This window comes from Pseudomonas sp. PDM13 (assembly GCF_025685765.1).
GTDB lineage: Bacteria > Pseudomonadota > Gammaproteobacteria > Pseudomonadales > Pseudomonadaceae > Metapseudomonas > Metapseudomonas solani.
In genome coordinates this window covers 54,818-69,957 of the sequence record NZ_JAOTQU010000012.1, presented here as the reverse complement: position 1 = coordinate 69,957, position 15,140 = coordinate 54,818, and the positions used below count along the sequence as shown (strand labels likewise).

Sequence of the window (15,140 nt, the reverse complement as noted above, 5' to 3'; positions counted from 1 at the left end):
CCGGAGGTTGAGGTGCAGAGGGTTGCGCGGCGACCTTTGCCTACAGGCAAGGGCGCGCAGGATCAGTCGTCGCGACGCAGGTCGGCGGGGATCGGCGGCTCCGTCAGTGGCGAAGGACGCTTGCCCTTGCCCGCACGGAACTGCTTGAGCTGGTAGACGTAGGCCAGTACCTGGGCCACCGCCAGGTACAGGCCGGCGGGGATTTCCTGGTCCAGCTCGGTGGAATAGAACACCGCCCGCGCCAGGGCCGGGGACTCCAGCACGGTGATCTTGTGCTCCTGGGCGATCTCGCGAATCTTCAGCGCGGTGAAGTCGTTGCCCTTGGCCAGCAGCAGCGGCGCGGTGCCCTTGGCCGGGTCGTACTTCAGGGCCACGGCGAAGTGGGTCGGGTTGGTGATCACCACGTCGGCCTCGGGCACGGCGGACATCATGCGGCGCTCGGCCATCTCCCGCTGCATGCGGCGGATGCGCGACTTGACCTCGGGCTTGCCCTCGCTGTCCTTGTACTCGTCGCGCACTTCCTGCTTGGTCATCATCAGCTTCTGCTTGTTGTCCCAGAGCTGGTACGGCACGTCGATGGCGGCGATGAGGATCAGCCCGCAGGCCAGCCACACCGCGCTCCAGCCCACCACCTGGACGCTGTGCAGGATGGCCTGCTCCAGGGGCTCGTGGGCGATGGCCAGGAGATCGTCGGCATCCGAGGACAGCACCATCAGCGCCACCATCAGGATCAGCCCGAACTTGCCCAATGCCTTGAGCAGCTCCACCACCGCGTGCATGGAGAACATGCGCTTGATGCCGGACAGCGGGTTCATGCGGCTGAATTTCGGCGCCAGGGCCTCGAATGAGAACAGCCAGCCGCCCAGGGAGATGGGCGCCACCAGGGAGACGATGAGCAGCGTCACCAGCAACGGGGTGATGGCCGAGAGCGCCATCTGCCCGGACTGCAACAGCCACAGCGCCATGCTGCGCTCGTCCATCAGCGCTTCGCGCGGCAGGGTGAAGTTGGCCTGCATCATGCGCATCATCATGTCCGCCAGGCCGCCGCCGGAGGCCAGCACGCCCCCTGCCCCACCCAGGGTGATGGCCAGGGTATTGAGCTCCTTGGAACGGGCTATCTGCCCCTTCTCGCGCGCCTCCTGTTGGCGTTTCGCGGTGGGTTCTTCGCTTTTGTCCGCCCCGCTCTCACTTTCTGCCATGGCGCACCTCGGCAGAAGGCCCGGCTAACCGACCGGGACGGGTAATGGGCGGCGTGCAGCCGCAGCGGGAGGTCATCAGCGCGCCCTCGCCAGCTCGCGCAGGAGCTGCAAGGCGTCGGTGGCGAGAAGTTGGTACTGGGAGAGGATGTCGGCCATGCCGATCCAGATGATCACCAGGCCCAGGGCGACCGTCAGCGGGAAGCCGATGGAGAAGATGTTCAATTGCGGCGCGGCGCGGGTCATCACGCCGAAGGCGATGTTGACCACCAGCAGCGCGGTGATCGCCGGCAGCGCCAGTAGCAGGCCGGCGCCGAGCACCCAGCCCAGCTTGGTGGCCAGGGTCCAGTAGTGCTCGACCATCAGCCCCCCGCCCACCGGCAAGGTGACGAAGCTCTCGGCGAGCACCTCGAACACCACCAGGTGGCCGTTCATGGCCAGGAACAGCAAGGTCACCAGCATGGTGAAGAACTGCCCGATCACCGGCACAGAGACGCCGTTGGTGGGGTCGACCATGGAAGCGAAACCCAGGCCCATCTGCACCGCGAGTATCTGTCCGGCGACGACGAAGGCGTGGAAGAACAGCTGCAGGGCGAAGCCCATCACCGCACCCACCAGTATCTGCTCGGCGATCAGCAGGAAGGCCTGCAGGGTGACGGCGTCCACCGGGGGCATGGGCGGCAGCGAAGGGGCGATCACCGCGGTGATGCCGAGGGCCAGGTACAGGCGCACCCGGGTCGGCACCAGCTGGGTGCCGATCAGCGGCATGGTCATCAGCAGCGAGGCGATGCGGAACAGCGGCAACAGGTAACTGCCGACCATGCCGCCGATCTGCGCTGTGGTCAGCTCCAGCATGTCAGCCGATCAACATGGGGATGTTGTGGTAGAGGTTGGTCATGTACTCCATCAGCTCGCGGGTCAGCCAGGGCCCGGCCCACATCAGCGAGATGAGCATCACCAGCAGGCGCGGCAAGAAGCTCAGGGTCTGTTCGTTGATCTGCGTGGCGGCCTGGAACATGGCGACGATCAAGCCCACCACCAGGCTGGGCACCACAAGGATGCCGACGATGACGCAGGTCAGCCACAGCGCTTCACGGAACAGGTCGACGGCGACTTCGGGTGTCATGGCTAAACCCCTCCAAAGCTTCCGGCCAGGGTGCCGATGATCAGCGCCCAGCCATCCACCAGCACGAACAGCATGATCTTGAATGGCAACGAGATGATCAGCGGCGACAGCATCATCATGCCCATCGCCATCAGCACGCTCGCCACCACCAGGTCGATGATCAGGAACGGGATGAAGATCATGAAGCCGATCTGGAACGCGGTCTTCAGCTCCGAGGTGACGAAGGCCGGGATCAGGATGGTCAGCGGCGCGGCGTCGGGCGACTGGATGTCGGTGCGCTTGGACAGGCGTACGAACAGCTCCAGGTCACTGGAGCGGGTCTGCGCCAGCATGAAGTTCTTCACCGGCACCTCGGCGCGCTTGATCGCCTCCTGGGCCGGCAACTGCTCGTTGAGGTAGGGCTGCAGGGCGTCGCGGTTCACCTGGTCGAACACCGGCCCCATGATGAACATCGTCAGGAACAGCGCCATGCCGGTGAGTATCTGGTTCGACGGCGTCTGCTGCAGGCCCAGCGCCTGGCGCAGGATGGAGAAGACGATGATGATCCGCGTGAAGCTGGTCATCAGCATGACGAACGCCGGGATGAAGCTCAGCGCCGTCATGATCAGCAGGATCTGCAGGCTGACCGAGTACTCCTGCTGGCCTTCGGCGTTGGTCGACATCGTGATGGCGGAGATCGACAACGGATCGTCGGCGCCCAGCGCCAGGGGTGCCGCGAATGCCAGCAGCAGGGCGATCAGGATGCGCCAGTAACCCATCAGCTCTTGTCCTTGTCCTTGCCCAGCAGCTCCATCAGGCGCTGGGCGAATTCGGGGGTGGCAGGCTCGGCGTCGGGCATGTGCACCGGCTCCTTGAGCACATGCAACGGGGTGATGCGGCCGGGCGTGAGGCCCAGGAGGATCTGCTCGCCGCCCACCTGCACCAGCACCAGCCGATCACGCGGGCCCAGCGCCTGGCTGGAGACCAGCTTGATCACCTGGCCGCCACGGGGACCCAACTGCTGGACCCGGCGCAGCAGCCAGGCGAGCACGAAGATGACGCCGACCACCAGCAACAGGCCGATGGTCAGCTGCCCGAGCTGCGCCGCGACGCCGCCCCCGGCATTGACCACCGGAGCGGCAGCCACGGCAGGCGCGGCGACGGCGGCCGGGGTGGCGGAGGCGGTCGCTGCCGGCTCTGCGGCGAACGCCGTCAGGGGCAGGCAGAACAGCGCGATCAGGAGTCGTCCCATGGCGTCAGCGCAGTTTCTTGATGCGTTCGCTGGGGCTGATCACGTCGGTCAGGCGGATGCCGAACTTCTCGTTGACCACCACCACTTCGCCATGGGCGATGAGCGTGCCGTTGACCAGCACGTCCAGCGGCTCGCCGGCCAGGCGGTCCAGCTCGATCACCGAGCCCTGGTTGAGCTGCAGCAGGTTGCGGATGGTGATGTCGGTGTTGCCCACTTCCATGGAGATGGACACCGGGATATCGAGGATGACATCGAGGTTGGGGCCATCCAGGCTCACCGGTGCGTTGGAGCGCGGCATGCTGCCGAACTCTTCCATCGGTGCCCGGGGGTTGGCCGGTGCCGCCGCTCCGCCGCCCTGGTTCATCAGTGCGTCGATGTCGTCCTGGCTGGCCTCGTCGCCCGCCTCGGCCAGGGCCGCCGCCCATTCATCGGCGAGCGCCTGTTCCTCGGGGGTGGTGCTTTCTTCGTCTGCCATCGGTTGACCTCGGCTGGCTCAAATAGGGGGTGGGTCGACCGTCAGCGCTGACGGTCGATCGGATCGAGAATCTGCAGGGCCAGGTTGCCCTTGTGGGCGCCCAGCTTGGCCTTGAAGGCCGGCACGCCGTTGGCGCGCATGATCATGTGCTCGGGCATTTCCACCGGAATCACGTCGCCCGGCTGCATGTGCAGGATGTCGCGCAGGCGCAGCTGGCGGCGGACCACGGTGGCACCGACCGGCACGCTGACGTCGAGGATGTCTTCGCGCAGGGCCTTAATCCAGCGCTCGTCCTGGTCGTCGACATCGGACTGGAAGCCGGCGTCGAGCATCTCGCGGATGGGCTCGATCATCGAATAGGGCATGGTGATGTGCAGGTCGCCGCCACCACCATCGAGTTCGATGTGGAAGGTGGAGACCACGATCACTTCGCTGGGGCTGACGATGTTGGCCAGCGCCGGGTTCACCTCGGAGTTGATGTACTCGAAGTTCACGTCCATCACCGCGTGCCAGGCTTCCTTCAGGTCGACGAAGGCCTGGTCCAGCACCATGCGCACCACGCGCAGTTCGGTGGGGGTGAATTCGCGACCCTCGATCTTCGCGTGACGACCGTCACCGCCGAAGAAGTTGTCCACCAGCTTGAACACCAGCTTGGCGTCGAGGATGAACAGGCCGGTGCCGCGCAGCGGCTTCATCTTCACCAGGTTGAGGCTGGTGGGTACATACAGCGAGTGCACGTACTCGCCGAACTTCATCACCTGCACGCCCCCTACCGCCACGTCGGCGGAACGGCGCAGCAGGTTGAACATACTGATGCGGGTATAGCGGGCGAAACGCTCGTTGATCATCTCCAGGGTCGGCATGCGTCCACGGACGATGCGATCCTGACTGGTCAGGTCGTAGCTTTTGACGCTCCCGGGTTCCGCTTCGTTCTCGGTCTCGACCAGGCCATCGTCCACGCCATGGAGTAGCGCATCGATCTCGTCCTGGGAAAGCAGGTCTTGGACTGCCATGGGTCTCCCCTGCTACTGCAATACGAAATTGGTGAACAGCACTTGCTCGACCGCCACCTTGCCGGTCTGCGCCTTGGCCACTTCCTGGATGGTGGCAGTGGCTTGCTGGCGCAGCATTTCCTTGCCCACCGGGGTGACCAGGGTGTCGAAGGTCTGGCTGGAGAAGAGCATCACCAGCTTGTTGCGCACCACCGGCATGTGCTCCTTGAGCGCATCCATCTCGGCCTTGTCGCGCCCCATCAGGGCCACGGTGACCTGCATGTAACGCTGGTGGCCGTTCTGGTTGAAGTTGACCACGAAGGCCGGCGCCAGGGGCTCGTACAGGGCGATCTGCTTGACCGGAGCGGCGTGCTCGGCAGCGGCCTCGTCCTTCTTCTCATCCTTCTTGGCGTCGCCACCACGGCCCAGCAGGAACCAGGTCGCGCCGACCGAGGCACCCACGACCACCAGCAGCACCACGGTCAGCAGGATGATCAGTTTGAGCTTGCTCTTGCCGGCGGGCTTTTCGTCACCGCCCGCATCCGCCTTCGCTTCTTTCTTCGCCATGCCAAAATTCCGTCGCTGATCGGGTTAATGCCCGCATTCAATGGGTTGAGAGCAAGTGTTATGCCAGCTTCTCACCAAACGCCGCAGCGGATATACCAGTGTCCTTGGCGGCTGTCACCCACGAAAAAAGGCGCCCGGTGGCTTTTTATCGAGCCACCGGGCGCCTTCAGTCTAGAACATGACGATTGCGGGGATGCGGATCAGGCGTAGTAGTCCACCAGGCCACGCCCGCCAGTTGCCGTGGGGCTGCGTATCTCGCTGATGCCGACGGCGATCTCCTCGTCGCCGCCACCGCCGAGGTGCGAGCTTCCGCCGTTGCCTCGGCCGCTGCCGCCCTCATTGCTCTGCTGGCCCTGCCAGCCACGGTTCAGGGACTGGTCGGAGACGTTCACATCCAGCTGGTTCATGCCCTGCTGGGAGAACATGTCGCGCAGGCGGTGCATCTGCCCCTCCAGCGCCTCGCGTACCCCGGCGTTGGGGCTGGCGAAGGTCACCTGGGTCTGGTCCTGGCCCATGTTGATGCGCACTTCCAGGCGCCCCAGGTCTTGCGGGTCGAGCTGGATCTCGGCCGACTTGAGGTTCTGGCTGGACAGCCACATGACCCGATCGACCACCGCTTCGCTCCAGCCACCCTGATTCATCGCCACCGGCTGGCCGGGCACCAGGGCCGGCGTGCGCTGGGCCAGGGCCGACTGCTGACTGAGCGTCTGGCCGATGGCATTGAGGCGGCTGTCAAGGACTTCGCTGCGGATCTCCGACTTGCTCTCGCCCAGGCCCTGGGTGAGCTGCTCGGAGAGTTCCGCCACCGGCAACTCGATATCCACCGGGACTTCTTCCGTTTCCGCCGTCTTGTCACCGAAGGCGGCCAGGGCGCTGGCGAAGTTCTGCCCGGCATTGGCCGAATTCTGCGTGGTGACGGTGGTGGTGGTCGCCACCTGCACCTGGTCGCCCTCACCCTCGGTCTGCAGGCCGATCTGCATGCCGGCAAAGCCTTGCAGCGGGTCTGCCTGGGCATCGACCTCCAGCGTGGCCGCCCCCTGGGCGGTGGCCGCGACGCTGGGCAAGCCGGTGGGCAAGGTGACTTCCGGCGCAGGCGGCTCGATCACGGGCGGCGCGATCTGGCCGCTCATGGCCATCAGCAGCAGCGGGTCAATGACCGGGTCCTCGGTCTGGGTGCCGTCGCTGGCGGCCACACTGTCGTCGGCGCTGTCGCCACCACCGCCGCTGCCCTTCCCGCTGTCGCGGTCGGCCGGCAAGCCGTTGCCGCTATCGGCAACCGTCGACGGCTTGCCGGTGTTGTCATTGGCCGGCCTGTCCGCCGAATCGTCCGCCTTGCGGGTGTCATCGGGCTTGTCGCGGGCGGGCTTGGCCGCCGGCTCGTTTCGCTCTACAGGCTTTGCCTGCTGCTCCTTCGCATACACCTGGGCAAAGCTCGGAGCCGCGTTCTTGACGGGTTCCGGTGTCTTGACCTGGGTTTTTGCCGCCTGCACTTTCGTCTTCACGCCAGGGTTCGCCTGCAGAAGAATATCGGGGGCCACGGGCATGGGCACTCTCCGCTGAGGGGTTGGTTCGTGCCAGGGGGATTGCAAGGGGCGGGCCAAGTTTCGGCCGCGAAGACAATCAGCGCGTCAGAAGCTGTAACGCTGGCGCTCGGAGCGGAACAGGATGCGCACGATGGCGAACTCCCGCTCGATGCGTTCGACCAGGTCCGGCGCGTCTTCCAGGCGCTCGCGGCGGGCGCTTTCCTCCAACTGCTTGCACAGGGTCGCCAGCAAGGGCGCGCCCATGTTGCTGCAGCTGCCCTTGAAGCTGTGCGCGGCGAGGCGCAATGCCTGGGCATCCTGCTGGTCGCAGGCCTGGTGGAGCAGGCGTACGCGCTCCTCCGAGTCGACCAGGAAGGTGTCCAGCAACACCGGGTACTCGTCTTCCATGACTTCCTGCAAAGCGGCCAGTACGCCATTGTCGATATGCAGATCGGACAACCGGATCACTCCTTGAACGACACGATGGGAATCAGGATGGGCGTGGCCAGACGAACTCCACGCGGATGCCCCTGCCATCCTCCGGCAAGTCGCAGCGCGCGGCAAGTTGTCTGACCAGCGTCAGGCCACGCCCGCTCAGACTCGACGTATCGATATCCCGCGCCAGCACCGCCTGGGCATCGAAGCCCTTGCCGCTGTCCTCGACCCGCACCAGCAGGCGGCCGCCCTCCTCGCCCACCGGCAACAGCTCGAGGTGGATGCGTACATGACCGTGCTCGAGCCCGGCCAGGCGCGTGGCGCGCTCGCGGTAGTACTCGGCGAAGCCCCGGGCGTCGCGCTTGAGCGTGGAATCCAGGCCCAGCACGCCGTGCTCCAGGGCGTTGGAGTACAGCTCGGCAAGCACGGTGTAGAGCGCCCCGCCCTGGTCGCGCAGGCCCTGCACCTCCAGCAGCAGTTGCAGGAGGAAGGGCAAGGGGTTGAAGCGCTTGAGGGTCTGGGCGCGGAATTCGAAGCTGGCCGACCAGTCCAGCGGGCTCAGCTGGCCGCTGTCGGTGAACGCCAGCTGCGGGCGCTGTTCGAGGTCTTCGACCAGGGTCACCTCGATCATGCTGACGTCGTCCTGGGCCTCGCCCCGGAAGGCGGCCAGGGTGCGCTGGATCTCGTCGAACAGTTGCTCCGGCGCGGTATTGCTGGCGAAGACACGCCGCAGGCGCTCGTCACCGAACAGCTCGCCGGCCTCGTTGCGGGTTTCCAGCACGCCGTCGGACCAGAGGAAGACGCGATCGCCGATATCGATCGGGTAGACCTCGTACTTGTCGTCGAACTGGGCCGGCTCCAGCACCCCGAGGGGCAGGTGCCGCGATACCAGCGGCACCACCGGGCTGCCATCGGCGCGACGCAGGTAGCCGTCGGGCAAGCCGCCATTCCAGACTTCCAGCACACGCCGCTGGAAGCTGAGGTTGAGCAGGGTCGCACAGCAGAACACACCCACCGGCAGGATGCGCTTCAGCTTGGCGTTCATCTCGCGGAGGATGTCGGCCATGCCGTAGCCCTTGGCGGTCATCCCGTAGAAAACTTCTGCCAGGGGCATGGCACCGATGGCCGCCGGCAGGCCGTGGCCGGTGAAGTCGCCCAGCAGCACATGCATGCCACCGGAAGGCTTGTACGCGGCCAGCAGCAGGTCGCCGTTGAACAACGCATAGGGCGATTGCAGGTAACGGATGTTGGACGCGTTGAGGCACCCGGAGTGGGCCACCTTGTCGAACACCGCCTTGGCCACCCGCTGCTCGGTGAGCAGGTGTTCGTTGTGCTTGGCGATCAGGTCGCGCTGGTGCAGGACGGTCTCCTGCAGGCGACGCAGGCGGTCCATGGCCTTGATCTTGGCTTCGAGGATGACGCGGTTGTAGGGCTTGGCGAGGAAGTCGTCGCCGCCGGCTTCCAGGCAACGCACCAGCGCTTCGTTCTCGGTGAGCGAGGTGAGGAAGATGATCGGCACCAGCTCCTCGCCCGCCAGCTGCTTGATCCGCCGCGCGGCCTCGAAGCCATCCATGACCGGCATCAGCGCGTCCATCAGCACCATGTCGGGCTGCTCCTGCTGGAACAGCGCGACGGCCTCCAAGCCATTGGCCGCCGTCAGGGCGCGGTGGCCCTGGCGGTTGACGATGGTGGAAAGCAGCATGCGGTCGGCCGCGTTGTCCTCGGCGATGAGAATGGACAGGCGCGCCGACATGGCGGTGTCAGGCAATCTGGAACAGCTGTTCGAAGTTGGAGATGGCGAGGATCTTGCGCACGTCGGGGTTGCAGTTGACCAGGCGGATCTGCGCGCTGTCGCCACCGGCGTGGTCACGCAGCAACAGCAGCATGCCCAGGGCGGAGCTGTCGAGGTAGGTGGTGCCCTTGAGGTCGACCACATAGCGCTTGGGGTTGATGCTCACGCGCTCGTAGGCGTCGCGAAATTCCTGGTGAGCCCCGAAATCGAAACGTCCCTGGATGACGATGGTCAGCTCTTGCCCGTCGCTCGAAGGCAGCGAGGTGATGGCCATGCAAGACTCCTTGATCAGAAATGTAAACGCGTGCAGAAGATTTAGCACCCGCCTGGAGCCTCGGCAACCGCGATTTAGCGTTCCTCGCGCCCGATGAGGCGTTGCGAGAGTTCATCGAGGAGTTTCTGCTCGCGCTTGTCCTGAATCGCACGCGCCTCGTCGATGTAGCGCTGCACCAGCTTCTTCAGGCCCTCCAGCCGCGCGTAGCGCTGCTGCCAGGCCTCCCGCGCCTTGGCCAGGTTGTCACGGTGCCAGGCCACGCTCTGGGTCTGCTGGGCGACGGCCGTTTCCAATTGCGAAAGAAAGCGCTGGTAGTTGGTCAGCCACTGGCCGGAAACGCCCTGGCTGCCCTGGGTGATCCACTGCTGCTGGTAGTCGGAGCGGAAGCGTTCGAGGTCGCCGAGCTTGCCTTCGGCCTGGCCCAGCAACCCCTGGCAATGCCCGACCTGGCGGGCGGCATCGCGTTCGGCTTTCTGCGCCATCTCCACGACGGGAGCGAGACGCGCGGCGCGGTCACGGGCCATGGTTCATCAACCCGCGCTGCCGGTGTTCAGCACCGCGGCGAGGCGCTCGACGCTCTGTGCCAGCGGCTCGCTTTCGTTGAGCCCCTGGTGGAGGTATTTGGCCATGGCCGGTTGCCGGGCGATGGCCAGGTCGGTGTCGGCATCGCCGCCAGCGACGTAGGCGCCGACGCTGATCAGGTCGCGGGTCTGCTGGTAGCGCGACCACAGCTGCTTGAAGCGCTGGGCCATCTTCATGTGCTCGGGGCTGACCACCTGGGGCATGACCCGGCTGATGGACGCCTCGATATCGATCGCTGGGTAGTGCCCCTCTTCCGCCAGGCGCCGGGACAGCACGAAGTGGCCGTCGAGCACACCCCGCGCGGCGTCGGCGATGGGGTCCTGCTGGTCGTCACCCTCCGAAAGCACGGTGTAAAAGGCGGTGATCGAGCCGCCGCCCTTCTCGCCGTTACCGGCCCGCTCCACCAGCTTGGGCAGCTTGGCGAACACCGAGGGCGGGTAGCCCTTGGTGGCCGGCGGCTCGCCGATGGCCAGGGCGATCTCGCGCTGGGCCTGGGCGAAACGGGTCAGCGAATCCATCAGCAGCAGGACGTTCTTGCCCTTGTCGCGGAAGTATTCGGCGATCCGCGTGCAGTACATGGCGGCGCGCAGGCGCATCAGCGGCGCGTCGTCCGCGGGCGAGGCGACCACCACGGAGCGCTTGATGCCCTCCTCGCCGAGGATGTGTTCGATGAATTCCTTGACCTCGCGACCCCGCTCACCGATCAGCCCGACGACGATGATTTCCGCTTCGGTGAAGCGGGTCATCATGCCCAGCAGCACGCTCTTGCCCACGCCGGTACCGGCGAACAGGCCGAGGCGCTGGCCACGACCGACGGTGAGCAGGCCGTTGATGGAGCGGATGCCGACGTCCAGCGGCACGGAAATGGGGTCACGGTTGAGCGGGTTGATCACCGGGCCGTCCATCGCCACCCAGTCTTCGGCCTTCATCCCGCCCTTGCCGTCCAAGGCACGGCCAGCGCCGTCGAGTACACGCCCGAGCATGGACATGCCCATGGGCAGGCGGCCGGTGTCGGGCAGCGGCACCACGCGGGCGCCGGGGGCGATACCGGCAAGGCTGCCCACCGGCATCAGGTAGATCTTGTTGCCGGAGAACCCCATGACTTCGCCTTCCACCTGCACCGGGTGGTAGCTGTCGTCGTTGATCACCAGGCAGCGGCTGCCGATGGCGGCGCGCAGGCCTTCGGCCTCCAGGGTAAGGCCGACCATGCGCAGCAGGCGCCCTTCCACCACGGGCTGGGTGGGCAGTTGCACGGCGTCGGAGTAACCGCCCAGGCGCTTGGCGAAACTCGTCCGCTCAAGACGCATGGGGCGGTTCCGGCGGGCTCAGGTCGAGGGCGATATCGGCCGGTGGCGTGTGCACCTTCTGTTCGCGCTGCTGGTCGAAGAGCTGCTTGAGCGCCTGGGTCATGCGCGTCTCGATGCTGGCATCGATGCGGCTGTGTTCGGTTTCGATGCGGCAACCGCCGGGCAGCAGGGTCTCGTCTTCGAGGATGCGCCAGGTTTCTTCGTGGCGCTCGCGCAGGGCTTTGACCAGCTCGAAGTCCTGCGGGTTGATGTGGATGCGCAGGTTGCTGGCGCCCATGGGCAGCAGCTTGAGCGCTTCGCGGAGGATCTGGCGGATCTGGGTGGAGTCCATCACCAGCTCGCGCTGGATGACCTGCCGGGTGATCTGCCCGACCAGGTGCACCATGGCCTCCTCCAGTTGCTGGTCCTGCTCGGCGATGGGCGCCATGAGCTGGCCCATGAGGCTTTCCAGGGACTCCAGGCGCGCGTTGGTGGCCACCTCGACTTCCTGGCGCGCCTTGATCTGGCCGGCGTGGAAACCGTCTTTCTCGCCCGTGGCGAAGCCTTCGTTGTAGGCGTCCTGGCGGATCGCTTCCAGCTCATCGAGCGTCAGCGGCTTGACGGCCTCCGGCTCGACATCCTCGACGGCCTGCGGGGCTTCCGCGACCGGCGCGGCCTCGGCCATCGCCGGCGCGTCCGGCTGCTGGGCGGGCTCGTCCGGCTCCTCGGCAACCACGGCAGGGCCTTCGGGATCGAAGCTGGGCAGGGACCAGCGATCGAAGGCGTTCACATCCTTGGCGCGAATCAGCTCGCTCTGTGCTTCCTTGGTAGCCATCGGGCGCGCCTCAGATCATTTCTTCGCCGCCCTTGCCACCGAGCACGATTTCTCCGGCTTCGGCCATGCGGCGGGCGATGGTGAGGATTTCCTTCTGCGCGGTCTCCACGTCGCTGACGCGGACCGGGCCCTTGGCTTCGAGGTCGTCGCGCAGCAGTTCGGCGGCGCGCTTGGACATGTTCTTGAAGACCTTCTCCTTGATCGCCTCGTCCGAGCCCTTGAGGGCCAGCACCAGCACATCGGAAGACACCTCGCGCATCAGCGCCTGGATGCCGCGGTCGTCGACATCCGCCAGGTTGTCGAAGACGAACATCAGGTCTTCGATCTGGCCGGACAGGTCCTCGTCCACCTCGCGGATGGAGTCCATGAGCTGGCCCTCCACCGAGCTGTCGAGGAAGTTCATGATGTCCGCCGCGCGCTTCACGCCGCCCATGGTGGTGCGGGTGGAGCTGGAGTTGCCGGCGAACTGCTTCTCGAGGATCAGGTTGAGCTCCTTGAGTGCGGAAGGTTGCACGGTGTTCAGCGAGGACACGCGCAGGATGATGTCCAGGCGCACCTTGTGGTCGAAATGGCTGAGCACCTCGCCGGCCTGGTCCGGGTCGAGGTAGGCGACCACGATGGCCTGGATCTGCGGGTGTTCGTAGCGGATGACGTCGGCCACGGCGCGCGGCTCCATCCACTTCAGGCTGTCCAGGCCGCTGGTGCTGCCGCCCAGGAGAATACGGTCGATCAGGTTGTTGGCCTTGTCCTCGCCCAGGGCCTGGGTGAGCATCTTGCGGATGTAGCCGTCGGCACCGACGCCCAGGCTGGTCTGGTCGCCGACGATCTCGACGAACTCGCCCATCACCTGCTCCACCTGCTCGCGGTGCACGTTGCGCATCTGCGCCATCGCCACGCCGACCTTTTGCACTTCCTTCGGGCCCATGTGGCGCAGCACTTGCGCGGCATCGGTCTCGCCGAGGGAAAGCAGCAGGATGGCGGCCTTGTCCACCTTGGTCAGCTTGATGGGAGCGCGGTTATCACTCATCGGCGTTGATCCACTCTTTGACTACCAGGGCCACGCGGCCCGGGTCTTCGGCTACCAGGCTTTTGATCGCGTTCAGTTGTGCATCATACCCCTCGCTCGGGCTCGGCAGCAGGATGCTTTGCGGCCCGCCGAGGCTCACCCGATCATCGGACAGCTCGCCGGACAATCCACCCATTTCGCCCAGCTCGACGTCGCCGTCGCGACCGCCGCCGACCAGGTCCTTGCCCTTGCCGCCGCCGGAGATATTGTTGAGCACCGGGCGCAGTACGAACCACACCAGGATCAGTATCAGCAACGCCGGGAACAGCTGCTTCAGACCCGAGGTCAGCATCTGGAACCAGACCTGCTCGTACCACGGCAGTTCGATCACCTCGTCGCCACCGCCGACGAACGGCGTGTTGATCACGCTTACGCTGTCGCCACGGCTGGCATCGAAGCCCACGGCGTCCTGCACCAGACGGGTGAAGCGGGCGATCTCGTCAGTGGTCCAGGGCACATGGGTGGTCTCGCCCTGGGCGTTGACCTTGACCTGGTCATCCAGCACCACGGCGACGGAAAGCCGGCGCAGGCGACCCTGTTGCTGCTTGGTGTAGCTGATGGAGCGGTCCAGCTCGAAGTTGCGCGTGGTCTGGTCACGCTTGTCGGTCGGGTACGGCGCCAGCATCGGCTTGCCGGTGGCCTGGTCGATGATCTGCTGGCCGTTGTCGTCGAGGATCGGCTGGCCGGGTGCCACGGCCGGGGCGGCGGCGGCCGGAGCGGCCTGCTGCGGCGCGTTGGCCGGGCCCGGAGGCTGGTTGGACAGCGCGCCGGGAACGCCCTGCGGGCCGGAGCCGGCCTGGCGTTCTTCGTTGAGTTTCTGTTCGCTGCGCAGCGCCGGCTGGTCGGGGTTGAACATCTCGGCGGTGGATTCCACCGCGCTGAAGTCGACATCCGCCGAGACTTCGGCCTTGTAGCGGCCATTGCCCAGGACCGGCTGCAGGATGCTGTGCACGCGCTGGGTGAACAGGCCTTCCATGCGGCGGGTGTAGTCGTACTGCTTACCCGCCATGGACAGTTCGGAAAGCTCCTGCTGGTCGGACAGCAAGGTGCCCTTCTGGTCCACGACCGTGACCTGGCCCTTCTCCAGTTCCGGCACGCTGGTGGCGACCAGATTGACGATGGCCATCACCTGGCTCGGCTCCAGGGAGCGGCCCGGGTACAGCTCGACCAGCACCGAGGCGCTGGGCTTGCGCTCGTCACGGACGAACACCGAGCTTTTCGGGATGGCCAGGTGCACGCGAGCACCCTTGACGTTGTTCAGGCTGGAAACGGTGCGCGCCAGCTCGCCTTCCAGGCCACGACGGTAGCGGGTGGCTTCCATGAACTGGCTGGTGCCCAGGCCTTGTTCCTGGTCGAGGATCTCGTAGCCGACGTTGCCGTCGTTGGGCGCGATGCCGGCGCCGGCCAGCTTGATACGGGCACGGGCCACGTCATCGGCCTTGACCAGCAGGGCGCCGGAGTTGGGCTCGATCTTGTAGGGGATATCGGCACCGTTAAGGGCCTCCATCACCTGGTTGGCATCCATACCGCTCAGGCTGCCGTAGAGCGGACGGTAGTCCGGTTGCTGCGACCAGAGCACCACGGCGAAACCGATCGCCACGCTGGCGGCAAGACCGACCAGCAAGCCGATCTGGCGCAGCATGCTCATCTGCGAAAGGTTTTCCAGGAATGCCAGGCCGAAGAGAGGTTTCTTCTCGCCCTGCTCGCCCGCCGGAGCCGGAACGTTAGCGGTTGCCGCGTCTGCCATTTCTCAACCCTGC

Annotated in this window: 17 protein-coding genes; all 17 read right to left on the bottom strand. The window is 65.9% G+C overall.

The features are described 5' to 3' along the window. Positions 1-62: 62 nt before the first annotated feature. Positions 63-1,199, bottom strand: coding sequence for a flagellar biosynthesis protein FlhB (flhB, locus tag OEJ36_RS14305; protein WP_263402057.1), 1,137 nt, complete (start codon positions 1,197-1,199; stop codon positions 63-65). A gap of 75 nt (positions 1,200-1,274) precedes the next feature. After that, a complete protein-coding gene (gene fliR, locus OEJ36_RS14300; protein ID WP_184488927.1) occupies positions 1,275-2,051 on the bottom strand; it encodes a flagellar biosynthetic protein FliR in 777 nt (258 codons plus the stop codon). Between the two features lies 1 nt (position 2,052). Continuing rightward, positions 2,053-2,322, bottom strand: a complete 270-nt coding sequence (gene fliQ, locus OEJ36_RS14295) for a flagellar biosynthesis protein FliQ (protein ID WP_021220581.1) — start codon at positions 2,320-2,322, stop codon at positions 2,053-2,055. Positions 2,323-2,324: 2 nt separating this feature from the next. After that, complete coding sequence (gene fliP / locus OEJ36_RS14290) at positions 2,325-3,080, bottom strand: flagellar type III secretion system pore protein FliP (RefSeq protein WP_263402056.1); 756 nt, start codon at positions 3,078-3,080, stop codon at positions 2,325-2,327. Next, a complete protein-coding gene (fliO, locus tag OEJ36_RS14285) occupies positions 3,080-3,553 on the bottom strand; it encodes a flagellar biosynthetic protein FliO (protein WP_263402055.1) in 474 nt (157 codons plus the stop codon). The genes fliP and fliO overlap by 1 nt, the downstream gene beginning before the upstream one ends. A 4-nt stretch (positions 3,554-3,557) precedes the next feature. After that, the gene (gene fliN, locus OEJ36_RS14280; RefSeq protein ID WP_021220584.1) at positions 3,558-4,028 is read right to left on the bottom strand and encodes a flagellar motor switch protein FliN; all 471 of its coding nucleotides are present in this window, start codon (positions 4,026-4,028) and stop codon (positions 3,558-3,560) included. Positions 4,029-4,069: 41 nt separating this feature from the next. Continuing rightward, positions 4,070-5,041, bottom strand: a complete 972-nt coding sequence (gene fliM, locus OEJ36_RS14275; RefSeq protein ID WP_021220585.1) for a flagellar motor switch protein FliM — start codon at positions 5,039-5,041, stop codon at positions 4,070-4,072. Positions 5,042-5,053: 12 nt separating this feature from the next. Next, the gene (fliL, locus tag OEJ36_RS14270) at positions 5,054-5,587 is read right to left on the bottom strand and encodes a flagellar basal body-associated protein FliL (RefSeq protein ID WP_021220586.1); all 534 of its coding nucleotides are present in this window, start codon (positions 5,585-5,587) and stop codon (positions 5,054-5,056) included. A gap of 200 nt (positions 5,588-5,787) precedes the next feature. Further along, on the bottom strand, positions 5,788-7,089 hold the full coding sequence (locus OEJ36_RS14265; RefSeq protein WP_411861008.1) for a flagellar hook-length control protein FliK: 1,302 nt from the start codon (positions 7,087-7,089) through the stop codon (positions 5,788-5,790). Between the two features lie 126 nt (positions 7,090-7,215). Next, the gene (locus tag OEJ36_RS14260) at positions 7,216-7,569 is read right to left on the bottom strand and encodes an Hpt domain-containing protein (RefSeq protein ID WP_263402053.1); all 354 of its coding nucleotides are present in this window, start codon (positions 7,567-7,569) and stop codon (positions 7,216-7,218) included. Between the two features lie 31 nt (positions 7,570-7,600). Beyond that, on the bottom strand, positions 7,601-9,298 hold the full coding sequence (locus OEJ36_RS14255; protein WP_263402123.1) for a fused response regulator/phosphatase: 1,698 nt from the start codon (positions 9,296-9,298) through the stop codon (positions 7,601-7,603). A 7-nt stretch (positions 9,299-9,305) separates the two neighbouring features. Further along, entirely contained in the window at positions 9,306-9,611 is a 306-nt protein-coding gene (locus OEJ36_RS14250; protein ID WP_021220590.1) for an STAS domain-containing protein, read from the bottom strand. Positions 9,612-9,685: 74 nt separating this feature from the next. Continuing rightward, a complete protein-coding gene (fliJ, locus tag OEJ36_RS14245; protein ID WP_263402052.1) occupies positions 9,686-10,135 on the bottom strand; it encodes a flagellar export protein FliJ in 450 nt (149 codons plus the stop codon). A 6-nt stretch (positions 10,136-10,141) separates the two neighbouring features. Beyond that, entirely contained in the window at positions 10,142-11,500 is a 1,359-nt protein-coding gene (gene fliI, locus OEJ36_RS14240; RefSeq protein WP_263402051.1) for a flagellar protein export ATPase FliI, read from the bottom strand. Beyond that, complete coding sequence (gene fliH, locus OEJ36_RS14235) at positions 11,490-12,314, bottom strand: flagellar assembly protein FliH (protein WP_263402050.1); 825 nt, start codon at positions 12,312-12,314, stop codon at positions 11,490-11,492. Before fliH ends, fliI begins: the two co-directional genes overlap by 11 nt. Before the next feature lie 10 nt (positions 12,315-12,324). Next, the gene (fliG, locus tag OEJ36_RS14230) at positions 12,325-13,341 is read right to left on the bottom strand and encodes a flagellar motor switch protein FliG (protein ID WP_263402049.1); all 1,017 of its coding nucleotides are present in this window, start codon (positions 13,339-13,341) and stop codon (positions 12,325-12,327) included. Beyond that, on the bottom strand, positions 13,334-15,127 hold the full coding sequence (gene fliF / locus OEJ36_RS14225) for a flagellar basal-body MS-ring/collar protein FliF (protein ID WP_263402048.1): 1,794 nt from the start codon (positions 15,125-15,127) through the stop codon (positions 13,334-13,336). Before fliF ends, fliG begins: the two co-directional genes overlap by 8 nt. Between the last annotated feature and the right edge of the window lie 13 nt (positions 15,128-15,140).